The sequence below is a fragment of the Streptomyces sp. NPDC090994 genome (genome assembly GCF_044768905.1).
Classification (GTDB): Bacteria; Actinomycetota; Actinomycetes; order Streptomycetales; family Streptomycetaceae; genus Streptomyces.
Window position 1 is genome coordinate 752,801 of record NZ_JBIVWS010000001.1, and the last position, 15,347, is coordinate 768,147.

Consider the following 15,347-nt stretch of genomic DNA (forward strand, 5'->3'; position numbering starts at 1 on the left):
ACGAACGGTTCCAGTGTCAGGCTTCGGGAGTCAATTAGGGCCGCAGTGACGCGCCCGGGTCACAACGTCTACTTGATGTCAAGGTGCTTGCGCCCTCTACTACCGAGTCAGCTCCTCATCCACGTCGACGACGGCAATCCCCAACCGAACAGCGGCTCAATGTCGGCAACTAGACACCTGCAACACTCAGCCAGCGATAGCATCAGTTTATGAGATTTAGTCCACAAGATCGCATTTCGAGACGACATCGCCGGGCGGCATTTTTCACCCTTACTGCACTAACTATAGCCGGCATTCTATTGCTCGCCTTGGGTCCCGCCTCATGGCTGATCGCAGGAGATACTGTAAGGAGACTCCCGGACAAAGAGAAAGCCGATGCAATCAATGCAGTACGTCAAACCATCCTCGGAGCAGTAGCGGGCGCCGCCGTGCTCGGCGGACTAGTAATAACTGCGCGAACCTATCAACTATCCAAGCGCGGGCAAGTAACCGAGCGGTTCGCTAACGCTATCAGCCTGTTGGCCTCTGAAAAAATTGAAGAACGCCTTGGTGCAGTATATAGCCTTGAGCACGTACTAAGAGAATCGGCCCAAGACCACCTTACTGTGGTCAACCTGCTGGCCAATTTCGTTAGGGAGCGCACACGCCCACGTGCGCTCCCTAACAACTTCCCCAATTTAAGGTCAACGAGGCAGGATATGCCTCCGTTTGGCACCGAGCCTGACGCTGACGTAGAAGCGGCATTACGAGTTCTCGCGGTACGCCCCAATCGCCCTGAACCATTTCGGATAGACCTTAGACACGCGAGTCTACCGGGCATCTATCTGCGAGATTTCGAGTTCAGCGACCAGCCATCTTTGAGCCTCGCCTTCTTCACATGGGCGGACTTACGCGCCTCCGCCTTCCACGGCATGGATTTTACGCGCGCCATCTTCACTCATGCTGACATGAGAGAGTGTCTATTAATGAGGACAAAATTGGATGGCGCCTCTCTTTCAAAAGCCGATCTAAGGAAATCCTCCTGGCAGCAAGCCACACTCGTGGGAGCATTCCTTGACGGCGCCGATTTGCGCGGTTGCGAAACCTTGACAGCGGAACAGCTATCGACGACTTGGATCGATGAAGAAACCAAACTTCCATCTCATTTGGAGAATGACGTGTGGGTGCTTGCGCGTCTCGCTGCCTGCCGCTCGTCTGAAGGGCCCCGCCCCGTACCCCCGGCTACCCCACGTCCCCGTTCCGACCGCCGTACGGACGGGCTGTAGAACGTGACCCAACGACATGCGGAAGTCGTGGGAGGCTTACTGGTGGTGTCGACTGCCCGGCGGAGAGGGAGAGCGAGTGTCGCAGCAGGCCAACCCTCGGGGAACCTTCCTGGAGATTGCCAACTCACTGAAGAGACAGATCAAGAACGACCCGACCATGGCAAGGCTTCCGTCGCTGGCTGAACTCATGCGCGATCACAAGGTCTCGCGCGGGGTCGCCCTGCGCGCGTTCGGCGTGCTGCGCCAGGAAGGCGTGGCCGAACCAGTGCGGGGCCAGCGGTGGCGAGTACTACGCGCGGGGGCGCCAGTCGACCGGCGCCCGCTTGATCAGCGAATCGCAGAGATCATCGCGACTGACGGGCTCGAAGTAGGGGAAGCGTTCCCGAGCGCTTCCATGCTGGCCGAACGGTTCGGGGTGTCACGTCCGACCGTGGCCAAGGCACTGGAGAAGCTGGAAGCCGCCGGCGTGCTGGCGGGTGGAGGACAGGGCAAGGTGCGGACGGTCCGCTCCGTGCCGGCGCGAGAGGGGCGTTCGTAGCTTGTCGACGTTGACGGAGTGGGCCTATCCCCTGGCTGAGTCGCTGCTCGCTGAGCCGCTGCCGCGACGCTGGAAACACTGCCTTGGGGTCGCTGAGAGGGCGCGAACCATCGCGCTCATCCTCGACCAGGACGCGGACCTACTGGAGGCTGCGGCGGTCCTGCATGACATCGGCTACGCGCCGGACCTCGCCAAGACAGGCTTCCACCCCCTGGACGGCGCGCGGTACCTTCGGGACGTCGCTGCCGCCAACGAGCAGGTCGTCAACCTGGTCGCCCATCACTCGTGCTCGTGGCTTGAGGCGGATGCCCGCGGCTTGCGGGCGGAGCTTGACGGCGAGTTCCCCCGTGAGGGCGAGCACCTGAACGATGCGCTCTGCTACTGCGACATGAACACCACCCCGGACGGCACGCCTACCAACCCCGTGGACCGGATCAACGAAATCACCGGGCGCTACGGGCCGGACAGCCTGATCGGCAAGTTCATCCGGCGTGCCGAACCCGAGATCCTCGCGTGCACCTGCCGCGTCCTCGAACGGGTCGCCGCCGCCAAGCGTCAGCCGATGTAAGGCGCCGTGCGCGTCCGGTCCATGGCGTGCTCAATCCGGAGCCGCATCGTGGGGTGCACGTCCAGCGTCGCAAGGTCCGCCGGGGCAACCCAGCGGACCTGAGTCGTCTCGTTGCTCGTACGCAGCTCGCCGCCGACCGGCCGGGCCCGGAAGCAAATGCTGAACTGCTGACGGATTTCGCCATCGTCGTACTGCATGACGTGCCCGGGGTCTGTGTAGAGGCCGGACACGTCGACCACCTCCGCCCTGATGCCGGTCTCTTCCCAGACCTCCCGCACGACCGTGTCACTGATGGACTCCCCCACGTCGTGACCGCCGCCGGGCAGTGCCCACCTGCCGTTGTCAGAACGCTGGATCATCAGAACCTGCCCCGCCTCATTCTGGACGAAGGCAACGACGGACGGCACAACCGAGTTGGCCGGCGGTGCGTCCGGGTCGTGCAGGTAGTCGATACGTCCCATGGTCAGGCTCCCGTGATGCTCTTGACGTCCTGGTCAGTGACCGGACGTGCGTTCTCCCATGTGTGATCGATGCTATTCGCGTACGTGTCGAAGAGGCTTCCGCCGGGGAGTCGCCGCAGGTGCAGTACGGGCGCCATGTAGGCGCCGATGCCGTAGACATGAGGATTGACGAGCATCTCGTCATCGGCCCGGTAGATCGAGTTGTACAGCGTCGAATCATGCAGCCGGAATCCGATGTCCGGATGACTCCGCATGAGCGGCCGGTACAGCACGAGGGCATTGCGGATCTTGCCGTCCATGATGTGGTGACCCTCGTCAATGCCGCGTTGTCGGACAGCCGCACACCCCGGGTCCCCCAGCAGGATGCGCACCCGCGCACCCGCTGCCACCTTCGCCCTCACGAGGTCATGGAAGAGCGGGTCTTCAGACAGGAAGAGACCCGAGTACACGAGGACGTCTAGGTTTCGCTCAGCACGTCCGTACAGCTCTCGCCAGAGGCCAGTAGGCACCGTGTGGCGATGCGGGTAGACCGTCGCTATCTCGGCTTTGGTGATGTCGGCCGCACTGTCGACGGTCCGTCCGTCCTCCCACAGCGTGGTCACGTCGACTTTGAGGGCCGCTGCCGTCGCGTACTGATGACGCAGGTACGGCACCTTGCCCTGGGTAATCCAGCGTTCGACCGTCTTGGGGCTCACCTTGATCGCCTCAGCGAGACTCTGCACGGTCATGCCACGGGCGAGGAGAGCGGTTCGTAAGCGCTCGTTCGACATCTGCACCCCCGGTGGGACGTCTAGGGACTTCTTGACCGTAGCCAGAAGTCCCAGAGCTGTCCATGAACGGGGTGACCAACTCCCCTGACCTGCCGCGATTCTGAAGATACGCCAAGACGTCCCGGCGCGAGACAGAAGAGATTGCGTCGCCGTACTTGACGAACCCCTATGCAGTACCTGTAAAACAGGTACTGCACCGCACGGAGGAAAGCCCCGCTCTCGCTGGGGGTGAGTACGAAGGAAGCGGTTGTTGGTTGAGAACTGAACAGTGATCGTGCGGGGCTGACGCGAGAGCGGCGGTCGCGGCAGGTGCCCAGGGCGAGGGTCCGAGGGCAAACCGCCGTGGTGAACCGTGGCTCTCCCCCTACGCGCCTGGCAGGCGCCACCCGGTTGCGGGTGTGGGGAAGTACAGCGGGGCCCCAACGCACGTGGCGGCAAGAGTGAGACCGCCCCCGCGGCGACCGGGTGATGTCGTCGGCGGCAATGCCAAGCCCACCGGCTCCGGAGAAAACCCCCTGACGTGGGGTTCCGCCCGGTGCGGGCCGCCCTGCTGGCGTCAGAGCAGTGACGATGACGCGCCCGACTTTCCCGGCTCGGGACCGGTGCCCCGTGGCAACGGAGTACCGGTGAAGCCGTGTCCCTGCAATCGGCAGGAGGGTCGGTGTGAACCGACGACATACCAAGGGCGCCGCCGCGACGGACCGGCCGGCGGCGCCCGCACAGCAAGCCCGGTCCGTCCCCGGTTTCGCAGCGCGTGACGCTGCGGCCGGCTGCCTCTCCCGCGCGGGGAGCCGGGACGGTTCCGCTTCCATCACCTGAGAGGGGCAGTAATGCCGAAGGTCAAGTTCACCGCTTTCGCCACCGACGCCAAGACGGGCGAGAGGGGCTACGGGACCGGCGAGACGACGATCCCGAACCACATCCCGCGCCAGAACTACACCGCATCGGTGCAGCGGCAGTTGGCTCACCAGGGCTACAAGGACGCCGACGTTCACCTCACCTCCGTCGAGTCCTGACCACCGCAGCGCTTCTGTGCTGCGGCCGGTTGCCTCCGCTGCTCGTCTCGTGCGAGCAGCGCTGAGGGGAGCCGGAACACCCCTACTCGCTTCTGGAGTCCCCATGGCTGTTGTCGAGATCGTTTCGTTCGGCTACCTGCACGACGGGCCGCCCGCCGCGCACCTGACCATCGACCTGCGCGAGCACTTCCGCGACCCGCACGTCAGCCCGGAACTGCGCTACATGACCGCCCACGACGAGCCGGTCCGCACGGTCGTGCTGGGCACCCCCGGGGTGGCCGCGCTGGTCCTGGCGACCGCCCGGGCGGTGGAGGCGTACGCCTCGGGCCCCTCCCAGGGACGCATCCGGATCGCTGACGGATGCGCGGGGGGCCGTCACCGCGCTCCGGTCTTCGCCCTCGCGCTCGCTGAGCTGCTGCGCGACGCCGGACACCGGGTCATCGTGCGTCACCGCGACCTGGACAAGGACGTCGTCCAGCGCTGACGCCGCCCGCCGCTCCCGCAGCATCGCCCCGGCATCTCGCCGTGAGGGCGCCGGATCGAATCCGGCCCGGGGCACCGGCCGCCGACGCGGCCCGCCGCACCACTCGGCTGCGGCTTCACCTTCCCAACGGCGTGGCGTGGCTCCCGGGCATCTTGCGGGACTCGCGGTGGGCCGATCTTCGAGAACGAGGGAGACACCATGAGCACGCAGACCGTGCAGGGCACGCACCTCTACATCCTGACGCTGGAGAAGCCGGGGCTGGCGTCGGTGACGCTGAACGGAACCCTGACCCCGCACGAGGGCAGTACCGAGCAGGACGTTCTGACACAGATCTACGGGAGCGCCACCGAGCAGGACCCGCGTTTGGCGGGCGCGTGCATCACCTTCTGGCTGCTCAAGCCCAACCTCATCTGACCCGGCCCGCGCGCCTGTCCGGCGCGCTCTGGCCTGCCTGTTTCGCCCCGATGGTCGTCAGGCCGGGTTCGACTCCCGGCCGGGGCACTCCGCCCGCACGGCACTCGCCGCACGGGCTCACCCCACAACGGCGCGCACCCCCGGAGCGGCTACTCCGGGGGTGCTGTTCGGGCCGTTTCACCTGCAAGGGAGAACCACGACCCATGGACCACATCGTCACACTTCAGGACGCTGTTACCGCGTTCGCTCCATGGATGGAGCCGACCGCCGCTGAGCTGGACGCGATCGAGCAGGAGATGCCCGTCATCCTGGCGGACGTCGACCTCCTCGACGCGCACATCGTCACCCTGGACCGCACCCCGAGCGAGCTGGACGAGCGGCGTATCCGCCGGGCCCGCCGCCGGGCGCTCACCGCCCGCGTCGCCCTGGTCAACCGCGCGGCCGGCACGAGTCTGCCCGGGGGTGCCGCGTGAACGCCTCGACGGAGAAGAACCTGACCGCCGCGCACGCCGAGGTGAAGGCGGAGATCGCGCGGACGGACACGAAGACGGCACTGCTGCTGGCGTTCGTCGGCGCGGTCCTCGCCGGCGCCTGGACGGTCGCCCGCGACCTCCCCCTGAACGTCCCCGCCTACGTCGCCGGCGGCGCCGGTCTCGCGCTGCTGGTCGGCGCCGCCGGTCTGCTGCTGAAGTCGGTGCGGCCGAACCTGTCCGGCCGGCACGGCTTCCCCCTGTGGGCCACCCTCACGGCCGAGGAGATCACGGCAACGGTCGAGAGGGACATGGCCGCCGACATCGCCGGCCTGTCCCGGCTGGCGGTCGCCAAGTTCACGTGCCTGCGCCGCGCGGTCGACCTGATCCACGCTGGCGGCGCCCTGCTCATCCTCGCCGCGCTGATCACGGCAGGGGGTGCCCTGTGAACGGCGTCAAGCTGACGAAGGTGCAGATCGGCGTTCTCGCCGCCGCGTTCGTGCCGATGCTCGGTACCGGGGTGTTCGGCGGGATCGGCACGTACAGCAACATCGGGCACTCCTACGGCAAGGGCACCGCACTGGGGGCCCTGGCGGCCGGCGAGGGCGCCACCGCCGTGCTCGCCCTGGTCCTGCTGGGGCTGACCATGCTGGGCCAGTCCTCCCCGCGGATCGTGCGGGCGGGGCTGTGGGCGCTGCCGGCCGCCGCCGCCGTGATGGGCGCGATGGCCGCCCCCGATCCGGGCCGCACGGTGATCTACGCGCTGACCCCGATGGGCATGTCGGTGTCGGCTGAGGGCATGGCGTTCCTGGCGCGGCGGATCGTGGTGCACACCGACGGCCGGGACGCGGAGAACGAGCGGCGTACCGCCGATCTGGTCCAGGCCCTCGCCTACCACCGGGCCCGTGCCACCCACCACCCCAGCACCCGCGTTCAGTGGTGGTCCGAGCGGAAGTCGTGGCGACTGGCCCGCAGGGTCGGGGTCGGGGATGTGGCGCTGGGATCGAGGCTGCTGGACGTGCAGCGCGATCGGGTGACGGCCGGTGCGGACGCCGCTCTCGTCTCGATGTTCGGCAGTGCCAGCACCCCGCCCGTCCTCGATCCCGCCCCGGGCACGAACGCGGAGGAATCCACTGAGACCGTGAGGAAACGGTCTACGGCTGACCTGCCCGAATCGACCCCCGAGCCGATCACCGCGACGCTCGTTCGGGTGCCCGATCCGGTGCCGGTCGACTGGATGAAGCCGGCCCCAGTGGCCAAGCCGCTTCCGCCGGCCGATCCCGTCCCGGTCGCCTCGATCGAGCCGCGCACCGTCGCCGCCCAGTCGGCCCCGGCCCGGCGCCGGGCGACCGGCCGCGTGCCCGACTCCGCCAAGCCGGCCCGGCCCAAGCGCACCCCCGAGCAACTGCTCACCGAAGCGCGCAAGGCGACGGCCGAGTGGCCGGACGCGAAGGTGACCGCCGAGGGCATCCGTCGCAAGGTACGCACCTCCCCGGCCAACGCCCGCAAGCTGCGTGACGCCCTGCTCGCCGAGCGGGCCGCCAGGACGGAGGCGACCGCATGAGCCTCCTGGCATCCACGGCCGCCGCCGCGCTGCCCGTCACCGCCTGGACCATCCACGCCGTGTGGATGGTCCGCCGCCTGCGCGCCGCGCGACGTGATCCGCTCACCGGGTTGTGGACGCGGGACGCGTTCACCCGCCGGGCCCGCCGCCTGCTGCGCGACAAGCGCGCCGTGGTCGTGCTGGCGGACGTCGACCACTTCAAGCAGATCAACGACACCCACGGCCACGGTGCCGGTGACGCGCTGCTGAAGGCGGTCGCCGCCCGCCTCGCCCACGGCACCGCCCCCGGCGGGGTGGCGGGGCGGCTCGGCGGGGACGAATTTGCCGCCGTCGTCGTCGACCGCGACGGCACGATGGCCGACCGGCTGCACACCCTCGCCCGCGTCCTGGCCCGCCCGGTCGACACCGCCCCCGAGGTGCACACCACCGTGTCCCTGGGATGGGTACGGGCCGCCGACCACCCCGGCGAAGACTTGTCCGCGCTGCTGCGCCGCGCTGATGAGGCCATGTACGCGGCCAAGCGGTCCGACCGGCCCGGTCCTCGCCGTGCCCGTCTGGGTCGGCTGCTCGGATCGGTCGCCGGCCGCCGGCCCGGACGTAGGGGAGCGGCATGAACGCAGAGCCGGTAAAGACCTTCAGTTTCGGCGGGGGTGTGCAGTCCACCGCCGCCCTGGTCCTCGCGGCCACGGGTGAGCTGGACTACCGCACCTTCCTGATGGCGAACGTCGGGAACGACTCCGAGCACCCCGGCACCCTGCGCTATCTGCGCCAGTACGCCATCCCCTACGCCGAAGAACACGGCATAGAGCTGGTCGTCCTGGACCGGGTGATGAAGCGCTCCGGTGAGGTCCGCACCCTGCTCCAGGACCTCACCCGGGAGGGCTCCCGCTCGCTGAAGATTCCGGTGCGCATGTCGAACGGGGCCCCCGGCACCCGCTCCTGCACCGCCCAGTTCAAAATCAAGGTCATAGCCGACGAACTCAAACGGCGCGGCGCCACCAAGGACGCGCCGGCCACGGTCGGTATCGGCATCAGCCTGGACGAGATCCAGCGGGCCAACAACCGGCGGTGCGAGCCGCACGAGCGGATCGAATACCCGCTGCTGGAACGCGGCATCCGCCGCATCGACTGCGCCCGCATCATCCGCGCCGCCGGTCTGCCCGTGCCGCCGAAGTCGTCGTGCTGGTTCTGCCCGTTCCACCGGCCCGAGACCTGGCACGACATGCGCCGCAACGAACCCGAGCTGTTCGAGAAGGCGTGCCAGCTCGAAGAACTCCTCAACCGGCGCCGCGACGAACTCGGCAAAGACCACGTCTGGCTGACCCGCTTCAACCGGCCCTTGCGCGCCGCGATCCCCGACGGAGTCGACACCCTGCCCTTCGACGAATGGGACAGCGGCTGTGACTCCGGCTGGTGCATGACCTGACACCACTCCCACGGCGGGGCCCGTCCGCCCACCTCCTACAGCGACGGACCGGGCCCCGCCTTCCTCCTGCGAGAGAAGGAAGTCTCAGTGAAGCATCCCGACCACGACCACGAACTGTTCAACCGCCTGGAAGCCGAAATGGCCACCGACACCGGCGCGGATGTGGTCGACCTGGACAAGGCCCGCGCCGCCCGCGAACCGGCCCCCGTCACCGTCCCGGAGCCTGTACCGGCCGACCCGGACACCCCAGTCATGGTCGACCAGCCCGCCCCCGCGGCTACCGGTCCGGGCTATCTCGGACGGCTCGCCGGCGCCCGCCGCCGCGCGGTCGTCCCGGTCTGGCTGAAGTCCGTGGCTGAGCTGCGCACCGCGTCGGCGTGGGTGGCCCGCCACTACACCCACGCCGCCGGATATCACGCCCTGCGCGCCCCGGTCTACGCCGTCCGCCTCGCCTTGCAGGCCCCGGCCGGCGCCGCCCGGTTCGTCGGCGGCACGATGCGGTGGGTGGCCGACCGTGAGGGCGAACCGGTCCGCCTGGCCGCCGTGCGCCGCGAGGACGCCGCCGAGTACCTCAAGCTGTCCCGGCAGCGTGACGGACGGGTCCGGCTGCGCACCCTGGTCGCCGCCCTGGCGACGTTCATCGGTCTCGGGGCCGCCCTCGCCATCTACGTGCTGGCCCCCGACTGGCTGCAAGCCGTCTCCGTGAGCGCCCTCGTCCTCGCCCTGGGGGCCGCCGGCCGCAAGGCGGACGCCCCGGTCGTCCACCGGGCCGTGGAACTGCCCAAGGCCACCAAGCTCACCAGTGACATCGTCCTGCGGGCCCTCGGGGCACTCGGCATTCCCGCGATCAATCAGGCTCAGGGCAAGGGCCGCGACGGGTTCGAGTTCACCGCCCCCATCACCCGCGACGGCCCCGGCTGGCGCGCGGAAGGCAACCTCCCCTACGGCGTCACGGTCACGGACATCATCGAACGCCGTGAACGCCTCGCGTCCGGTCTGCGGCGCCCGCTGGGCTGCGTGTGGCCCGAAGCGGTCCCGGATGAGCACACCGGGCACCTGGTGCTGTGGGTCGGGGACCAGGACATGTCCCGCGCCGCTCAGCCGGCGTGGCCGCTGCTCAAGTCCGGCAGCGTGGATCTGTTCAAGCCGGTCGCCTACGGCACCGACCAGCGCGGCCGGTGGACCGAAGTGACGCTCATGTACATCGCGGGCGTCATCGGCGCCATCCCCCGCATGGGCAAGACGTTCCTTCTGCGGCTGCTGCTGCTGATCGCGGCCCTCGATCCACGCGCTGAGCTGCACACCTACGACATGAAGGGCACCGGCGACCTCGACCCGGTGGGCAACGCGGTCGGCTACCGGCACGCCGCCGGCGACGACGACGAATCCGTCCAGTACGCCCTGGACGACTTCCGGGCCCTGCGCGAGGAACTGCGCCGTCGCACCAAGGTCATCCGGTCCCTGCCCCGGGACATCTGCCCCGAGTCCAAGGTCACGTCCGCGCTCGCGGACAAACGGTCACTCGGGCTGCACCCCATCGTGGTCGGGGTGGACGAGTGCCAAGTCCTGTTCGAGCACGCCGAACACGGCAAGGAATTCGAGGAGATCATCACCGACCTGGTCAAGCGCGGCCCCGCCACCGGCATCGTCGTCCTGCTGGCCACGCAGCGCCCCGACGCCAAGTCACTGCCCACCGGCATCAGCGCGAACGCGTCGGCCCGGTGGTGCCTGAAGGTCATGGGCCAGCTGGAGAACGACATGGTCCTGGGCACGTCCGCCTACAAGCGCGGGGTGCGGGCGACCATGTTCGCCTGGGGCGACAAGGGCATCCACTACTTCGTGGGCGAGGGCTCCGACGCCCGGATCGTCCGCTCCGTCTACGTGGACGCCGGCGGCGCCGAAGCCATCGCCGGCCGCGCCCGCCGGGTCCGGGAGAAGGCCGGACTCCTCGCCGGCCACGCCCTCGGGGAGGCACCGGAGCCGACCACCGCCGCCTATGACCTGCTGGCGGACATCCTCGCCGTGGTCCCCGCCAAGGAGGCCAAGGCGTGGTCGGAGACCATCACGGCCCGGCTCGCGGACCTGCGCCCCGAGGTCTACGACGGATGGGACCCCGACGCGCTGGCCGCCGCGCTGAAGCCGCACGGCATCGCCACGATCCAGGTCGGGCGCCGGGTGAACGGCAAGGTCGTCAACCGGCGTGGCGTCGACCGCTCCCACATCACCACCGCGATTGCGGAACGTGACGGAAAGCGGGACGCGGGCTGAGCCTGCGGGGCCGCTAACGATAGCGGCAGCCCCCGCTAACGTTAGCGGCCCCGCTAGCACCCCAAACCGCCTTTGATCAGGCCGCTAGCGGATAGCGGCCCACCTGCGCAAACCCCTGAAACCTGCCTGGGAGGGCCCCGCATGACCTCCGCCCTGCTCGCTATCACCCTCATACTCGGCATCACGCTCTGTTACGCCGGGGTGTGTGCGGTCTCGCCGTTCGGTGACTGCCGCCGCTGCCGTGGCATGGGCCACGCCATCACCACGGACCGCAAGGGCCGCATGAAGCGCGGCAAGGACTGCCGCCGCTGCCACGCCACCGGCAAGCGCATCCGCACCGGCCGCTGGCTCTACAACCGGTGGGCCCGCGTCTACCGCGCCGGCACCCACACCCCGGGAGGCTCCCGATGATTCTCGACATCTCCGCCGTGCTGCTGTTCGGAGCCGCCTCCGTCTTCGCGGTCAAGACCAAGTCCGCCGGCGGCGGCGCCGCCCTCGTGCTGTTCCTGTTCGGGTTCTTCACCGCCGGAACCGGCGCATACGGCCCCATCCACGACGTGGTGAGCGCGTGCGCCACCGCCCTTTCCGACCTCGGCTGACCGGAGGCCACCCGTGAACGAACCCACCATCCACCGGCCCACCCCCATCGTCCCCGCCGCCGTCCACCCGGCAACCGTCGTCCCCGTCCAGCCACACACGACGCCGGCGGTCGCGAGCATCGTCCTGCCGGACGGCCGGGTCGTCACCGGCTACGCCGTGGCCCCGGCTCAGCCCGAGCCGGTCACCGCCAAGCCGACCGTGTCCCGCACGGCGGTCAACGTCGCCCTCGGCGGCGTCGGCTTCCTCGCGGTGTGCGGCGGACTGCTGCTGCTCACCTCGTTCATCGCCGCCCTGACCGCGTTCATCGGCCAGCTCATCATCCTCGCCGCCGTCATCTTCGGCGGATGGATCGCCGTGCAGGTCTTCAGCGCGAACGGCCACCACGGCGGCGGGACCACGGTCAACATCCGCAAGGCCGTGATCAAGCGCAACCACTTCCACGGCTGACGAGAGGACCGGCGCCCGTGATCCGACTCCGTCTCAAGGTCACCTACTGCCCCCGCCGGGCCCTGGCCTTGTCCGACACCCCCCGCCCCGGCTGCCCCGACTGCGGCGGGGCGGGCGGGATCGCGCACGACTACGGCGACCACAACGGCGAGTACGCCGGCACCGACTGGGAGCCGTGCCCTTGCTGGACGCAGTGGGCCGTGATTCTGCTCCCCCTGCCGCGCCGCCGCCGCTGGCTGCGCCACCGCCACACCGGCCGCGACCCGTGGCCGCCCGGCGGCTACAGCGACGAACCCCCCTTCTAGCTACACCAAGGGCGGCCCCCGTCTCGCCAAAGTCCGGGGCCGCCCTTGTCCACCTGCCAGCACGCGACCTGTGGAGGTTTCCCAGCATGACGCAACCGACCCCCGTCCGGCGAGTGCCGGACATGTTCCGGCCGATTCAGGTCCTGGACGCCTACCCCCTGCACACCGCGCTGAGCCTGGCGGCGTCCGGCGTGCCGGTGCTGCCTCTGCGCCGGGGGAAGGTGCCGTTCGGGAACTGCCCCGCGTGCGCGGGCAACGCGTGCGGCGGCCGACCGAACATGAAGACCCCGGGCCCCTGCGACTGCCCCGGCGTCTGCCACGCGTGGGCCGCCGCCACCACCTGGCCCGGGGTCATCGTCTCGCCCCCGTGGGCGGCGGCGTGGCGGCAGGCGGTGTGCGTCGGCTACCACCCCGGCGGCGCCGGCCTGACCGTGGTCGACCTGGACGACGCGGACGCCATCGCATGGGCACGCACCACCCTGCCCGCCACGCGGACCGTGCCGACGACACGGGGTGAGCACTGGATCTACCGGGGCGCCATGACGTCGTCCAACGGCGTGCGGCCCGGTGTCGACATCAAGTCGACCATGTCCTACGCCCGCTACCTCGGCCCCGGCACCGGCACCATGGCCGACCTGCCGGACGCCGTACGCGCCCTGGTCGCCAAGGCGCCCGCCCCGGCCCGGCAGACGTCCCGAACCGTCACTGCGGCTGCCCCTCTCGGGGGCGGGGAGTGCCCGCACCGCACCCCCGCCTACCTGGAACGCGGCATCGCCATGGCCGAGCAGCAGATCACCGCCGCCCGCAGCGCCGTGCACGCCACGGTGTACCGGACCTTCCTCGCGGTGCTGTCCCGGCACGGCCGGTGCGGCTGTCTCACCGAGGCGCACGTCACGCGGCTGTTCACCGCCGCGCAGACCAAGGGCGAGACGGCCCGGCACTGCACCGACGCGTGGGCCAACGCCCGCACCACGTTGGGACTGTGACCCATGTCTGACGACGAAAAGAACCCCGCACGGCAGGTCATCACCGACTACGCCCAATCGCACTTCCGGTACTTCCGCACCGCTGACGGCACCGTGTACGCGCAGAAGAACGGCCACCCCGTGGCCCGCCCGATCCGCTCCCAGGGAACCACCGGCAGCCACCGGCAAGAACTCATGGTCGGCCTCTTCCGCGACGGGGTGGGCGTGTTCAACGGCACCGCCATGAAGGAAGCCCTGGACCTGATCGAAGCACTCGCACTGACCGAGGACGTGCAGCCCGTGCACATCCGCGTCGCCCCCGGATTCGACGGGGCCACGTGGCTGGACCTCGGGCGCAGCGACGGGCAGTCAGTGCGCATCCACCCCACCGGATGGGACATCCGCACCCCCGACCCGCAGGAAGTCTGCTGGCGCCGGACCCAGCTCACCGGTGAACTGCCGCTGCCGGCCAAGGACACCAACGGCAAAGGCATCGATCTGCTGATGCGGCTGTGCAACTTCGCCAACGCCGAGACCGAGTGCCTCGCCATCGCGTGGCTCATCGGCTGCCTCGGGCCGTCCGTGCCCGTCCCCGCCCCGTTCCTCACCGGCCCCCAGGGGGCGGGGAAGTCGACCGGCGGGCGGATGCTCGTACGGATCATCGAGGGCATGAGCGGCGACCTGCGCCGGGCCCCGAAGGATGAGGAAAACCTGATCGCGGCGGTGGCGGCCGGGTGGGTCACCGCCCTGGACAACCTCTCCCACATGACGCCGGACCTGTCGGACGCCATGTGCTGCATCGTGACCGGCGCCGAGAACGTCAAGCGAGCCCTGTTCACGGACGGGGACGTCTTCCGCGTCGGCTACCGCCGCCCCCTGCTCCTGACCGGCATCGACGTCGGGGTGATCCGGCCCGACCTCGCCGAACGGCTCCTTCCCCTGCGGCTGGAACGCCCCCGCGTAAGGCGCACCGAAGCGGAACTGTGGTCCGACTTCGCAGAGGTACTGCCCGTCATCCTCGGATCGCTCCTGGACCTCACCGTCCAGGTACGGGCGGCACAGGCGGACATCCCGACCGACCTGCGCATGGCCGACTTCGCGCACCTGTGCGCGCAGCTCGACGCCGCAACCGGCCTCGGGGCACTCGCCGCGTACCGGGCCAGTCTGGACGACCTCAACGACGACGTCATCGAGGGCGACCTGCTCGCGCAGACCGTCCTCAAGCACGCCGCCGGCATCGAGCCGGGGGCGGAAGAGCGGATGACGTCCGCCGAATGGCTGTACGCCCTCACGGGCCTCTACAGCGGCGAAGAGTGCCGCCCCCTTCCTAAAGGGTGGCCGACTACCGGCAAGGTGCTCTCAGACCGCCTCAAGCGCCTTCAGCCCACCCTCGCCGCACGGGGTGTCCTCATCGACTGGGGCCGCACCAAAACATCCCGGTACATCGAGATCGCGCGGCCCGCCGCACCACCGGCGCCCGAGCAGGAAGCCGCCTTCTGACCACCGACGCCCGGTCGCCCGGAACAAGCAAGAGGAGCACCCGGCCCCGCGTGCTCCTCTTGCTGTTCGGCGGCGGCGCCGCCCTGCGAAGGTCGCGCCGCGCAGCGGCTCCTTCTTTCACGCTCTGAGCCGCGCACCACAACAGACACCACCCCCTCTTTGTCCCAAGTAGGAAGACGCTGCGTCACCTGCGTCACCCACACCCCGCAAACGGCGTGTGGCCTGCCGAAACAACGGTGACGCAGACGGCCGAATCCTGCGTCACCCCGCGTCACCCGCGTCACCC

General features: G+C 69.4%; 20 protein-coding genes. 18 read left to right on the plus strand and 2 right to left on the minus strand.

All coding sequences use genetic code 11. From position 1 onward, the window contains the following. Positions 1 to 209 precede the first annotated feature (209 nt). From ACIQR3_RS03545 to ACIQR3_RS03555, 3 genes are all read left to right on the plus strand, one after another. Positions 210 to 1,265, plus strand: a complete 1,056-nt coding sequence (locus ACIQR3_RS03545; RefSeq protein ID WP_403533462.1) for a pentapeptide repeat-containing protein — start codon at positions 210 to 212, stop codon at positions 1,263 to 1,265. 76 nt (positions 1,266 to 1,341) lie between these two features. Then, positions 1,342 to 1,803: a GntR family transcriptional regulator gene (locus tag ACIQR3_RS03550; RefSeq protein WP_403533465.1), complete on the plus strand. Its 462-nt coding sequence runs from the start codon at positions 1,342 to 1,344 to the stop codon at positions 1,801 to 1,803. 1 nt (position 1,804) lies between these two features. Further along, positions 1,805 to 2,371 carry an HD domain-containing protein gene (locus tag ACIQR3_RS03555; protein ID WP_403533467.1) on the plus strand — a complete coding sequence of 189 codons (567 nt, stop codon included), beginning with the start codon at positions 1,805 to 1,807 and terminating at the stop codon, positions 2,369 to 2,371. On the opposite strand, the gene ACIQR3_RS03560 is transcribed toward ACIQR3_RS03555, so the two are convergent. Together ACIQR3_RS03560 and ACIQR3_RS03565 are read right to left on the minus strand one after the other, a co-directional pair. Continuing rightward, positions 2,359 to 2,832 carry an NUDIX domain-containing protein gene (locus tag ACIQR3_RS03560; RefSeq protein ID WP_403533469.1) on the minus strand — a complete coding sequence of 158 codons (474 nt, stop codon included), beginning with the start codon at positions 2,830 to 2,832 and terminating at the stop codon, positions 2,359 to 2,361. The two genes, ACIQR3_RS03555 and ACIQR3_RS03560, sit on opposite strands and share 13 nt — an antisense overlap. Positions 2,833 to 2,834: 2 nt before the next feature. Further along, positions 2,835 to 3,560 carry an XRE family transcriptional regulator gene (locus tag ACIQR3_RS03565; protein WP_403533472.1) on the minus strand — a complete coding sequence of 242 codons (726 nt, stop codon included), beginning with the start codon at positions 3,558 to 3,560 and terminating at the stop codon, positions 2,835 to 2,837. Between the two features lie 872 nt (positions 3,561 to 4,432). Between ACIQR3_RS03565 and ACIQR3_RS03570 the strand changes: the two genes are divergently transcribed. From ACIQR3_RS03570 to ACIQR3_RS03640, 15 genes are all read left to right on the plus strand, one after another. Beyond that, positions 4,433 to 4,618, plus strand: coding sequence for a hypothetical protein (locus ACIQR3_RS03570; protein WP_403533475.1), 186 nt, complete (start codon positions 4,433 to 4,435; stop codon positions 4,616 to 4,618). 103 nt (positions 4,619 to 4,721) lie between these two features. Further along, entirely contained in the window at positions 4,722 to 5,102 is a 381-nt protein-coding gene (locus ACIQR3_RS03575; protein ID WP_403533477.1) for an ATPase, read from the plus strand. A gap of 198 nt (positions 5,103 to 5,300) precedes the next feature. Continuing rightward, positions 5,301 to 5,516, plus strand: coding sequence for a hypothetical protein (locus ACIQR3_RS03580; protein WP_403533480.1), 216 nt, complete (start codon positions 5,301 to 5,303; stop codon positions 5,514 to 5,516). A gap of 203 nt (positions 5,517 to 5,719) precedes the next feature. Continuing rightward, positions 5,720 to 5,989 (plus strand): DUF6284 family protein, encoded by a 270-nt coding sequence (locus ACIQR3_RS03585; RefSeq protein WP_403533483.1) that lies wholly within the window; start codon positions 5,720 to 5,722, stop codon positions 5,987 to 5,989. Beyond that, on the plus strand, positions 5,986 to 6,435 hold the full coding sequence (locus ACIQR3_RS03590; RefSeq protein ID WP_403533485.1) for a Pycsar system effector family protein: 450 nt from the start codon (positions 5,986 to 5,988) through the stop codon (positions 6,433 to 6,435). The genes ACIQR3_RS03585 and ACIQR3_RS03590 overlap by 4 nt, the downstream gene beginning before the upstream one ends. A gap of 56 nt (positions 6,436 to 6,491) precedes the next feature. Further along, the gene (locus ACIQR3_RS03595) at positions 6,492 to 7,550 is read left to right on the plus strand and encodes a conjugal transfer protein (protein ID WP_403533989.1); all 1,059 of its coding nucleotides are present in this window, start codon (positions 6,492 to 6,494) and stop codon (positions 7,548 to 7,550) included. Then, positions 7,547 to 8,164, plus strand: a complete 618-nt coding sequence (locus ACIQR3_RS03600; RefSeq protein WP_403533487.1) for a GGDEF domain-containing protein — start codon at positions 7,547 to 7,549, stop codon at positions 8,162 to 8,164. The genes ACIQR3_RS03595 and ACIQR3_RS03600 overlap by 4 nt, the downstream gene beginning before the upstream one ends. Further along, the gene (locus tag ACIQR3_RS03605) at positions 8,161 to 8,976 is read left to right on the plus strand and encodes a phosphoadenosine phosphosulfate reductase (protein ID WP_403533489.1); all 816 of its coding nucleotides are present in this window, start codon (positions 8,161 to 8,163) and stop codon (positions 8,974 to 8,976) included. The genes ACIQR3_RS03600 and ACIQR3_RS03605 overlap by 4 nt, the downstream gene beginning before the upstream one ends. Positions 8,977 to 9,063: 87 nt before the next feature. Beyond that, entirely contained in the window at positions 9,064 to 11,244 is a 2,181-nt protein-coding gene (locus ACIQR3_RS03610; protein ID WP_403533492.1) for a cell division protein FtsK, read from the plus strand. Positions 11,245 to 11,385: 141 nt separating this feature from the next. Beyond that, positions 11,386 to 11,655 (plus strand): hypothetical protein, encoded by a 270-nt coding sequence (locus ACIQR3_RS03615; protein ID WP_403533495.1) that lies wholly within the window; start codon positions 11,386 to 11,388, stop codon positions 11,653 to 11,655. Next, a complete protein-coding gene (locus tag ACIQR3_RS03620; protein ID WP_403533498.1) occupies positions 11,652 to 11,843 on the plus strand; it encodes a hypothetical protein in 192 nt (63 codons plus the stop codon). Before ACIQR3_RS03615 ends, ACIQR3_RS03620 begins: the two co-directional genes overlap by 4 nt. Before the next feature lie 13 nt (positions 11,844 to 11,856). Beyond that, complete coding sequence (locus ACIQR3_RS03625) at positions 11,857 to 12,291, plus strand: hypothetical protein (protein WP_403533500.1); 435 nt, start codon at positions 11,857 to 11,859, stop codon at positions 12,289 to 12,291. 17 nt (positions 12,292 to 12,308) lie between these two features. Continuing rightward, a complete protein-coding gene (locus tag ACIQR3_RS03630) occupies positions 12,309 to 12,596 on the plus strand; it encodes a hypothetical protein (RefSeq protein ID WP_403533503.1) in 288 nt (95 codons plus the stop codon). Positions 12,597 to 12,682: 86 nt separating this feature from the next. Next, positions 12,683 to 13,582, plus strand: a complete 900-nt coding sequence (locus ACIQR3_RS03635) for a bifunctional DNA primase/polymerase (protein WP_403533506.1) — start codon at positions 12,683 to 12,685, stop codon at positions 13,580 to 13,582. A gap of 3 nt (positions 13,583 to 13,585) precedes the next feature. Continuing rightward, the gene (locus ACIQR3_RS03640; RefSeq protein WP_403533507.1) at positions 13,586 to 15,061 is read left to right on the plus strand and encodes an ATP-binding protein; all 1,476 of its coding nucleotides are present in this window, start codon (positions 13,586 to 13,588) and stop codon (positions 15,059 to 15,061) included. The last annotated feature ends 286 nt before the right edge of the window (positions 15,062 to 15,347 follow it).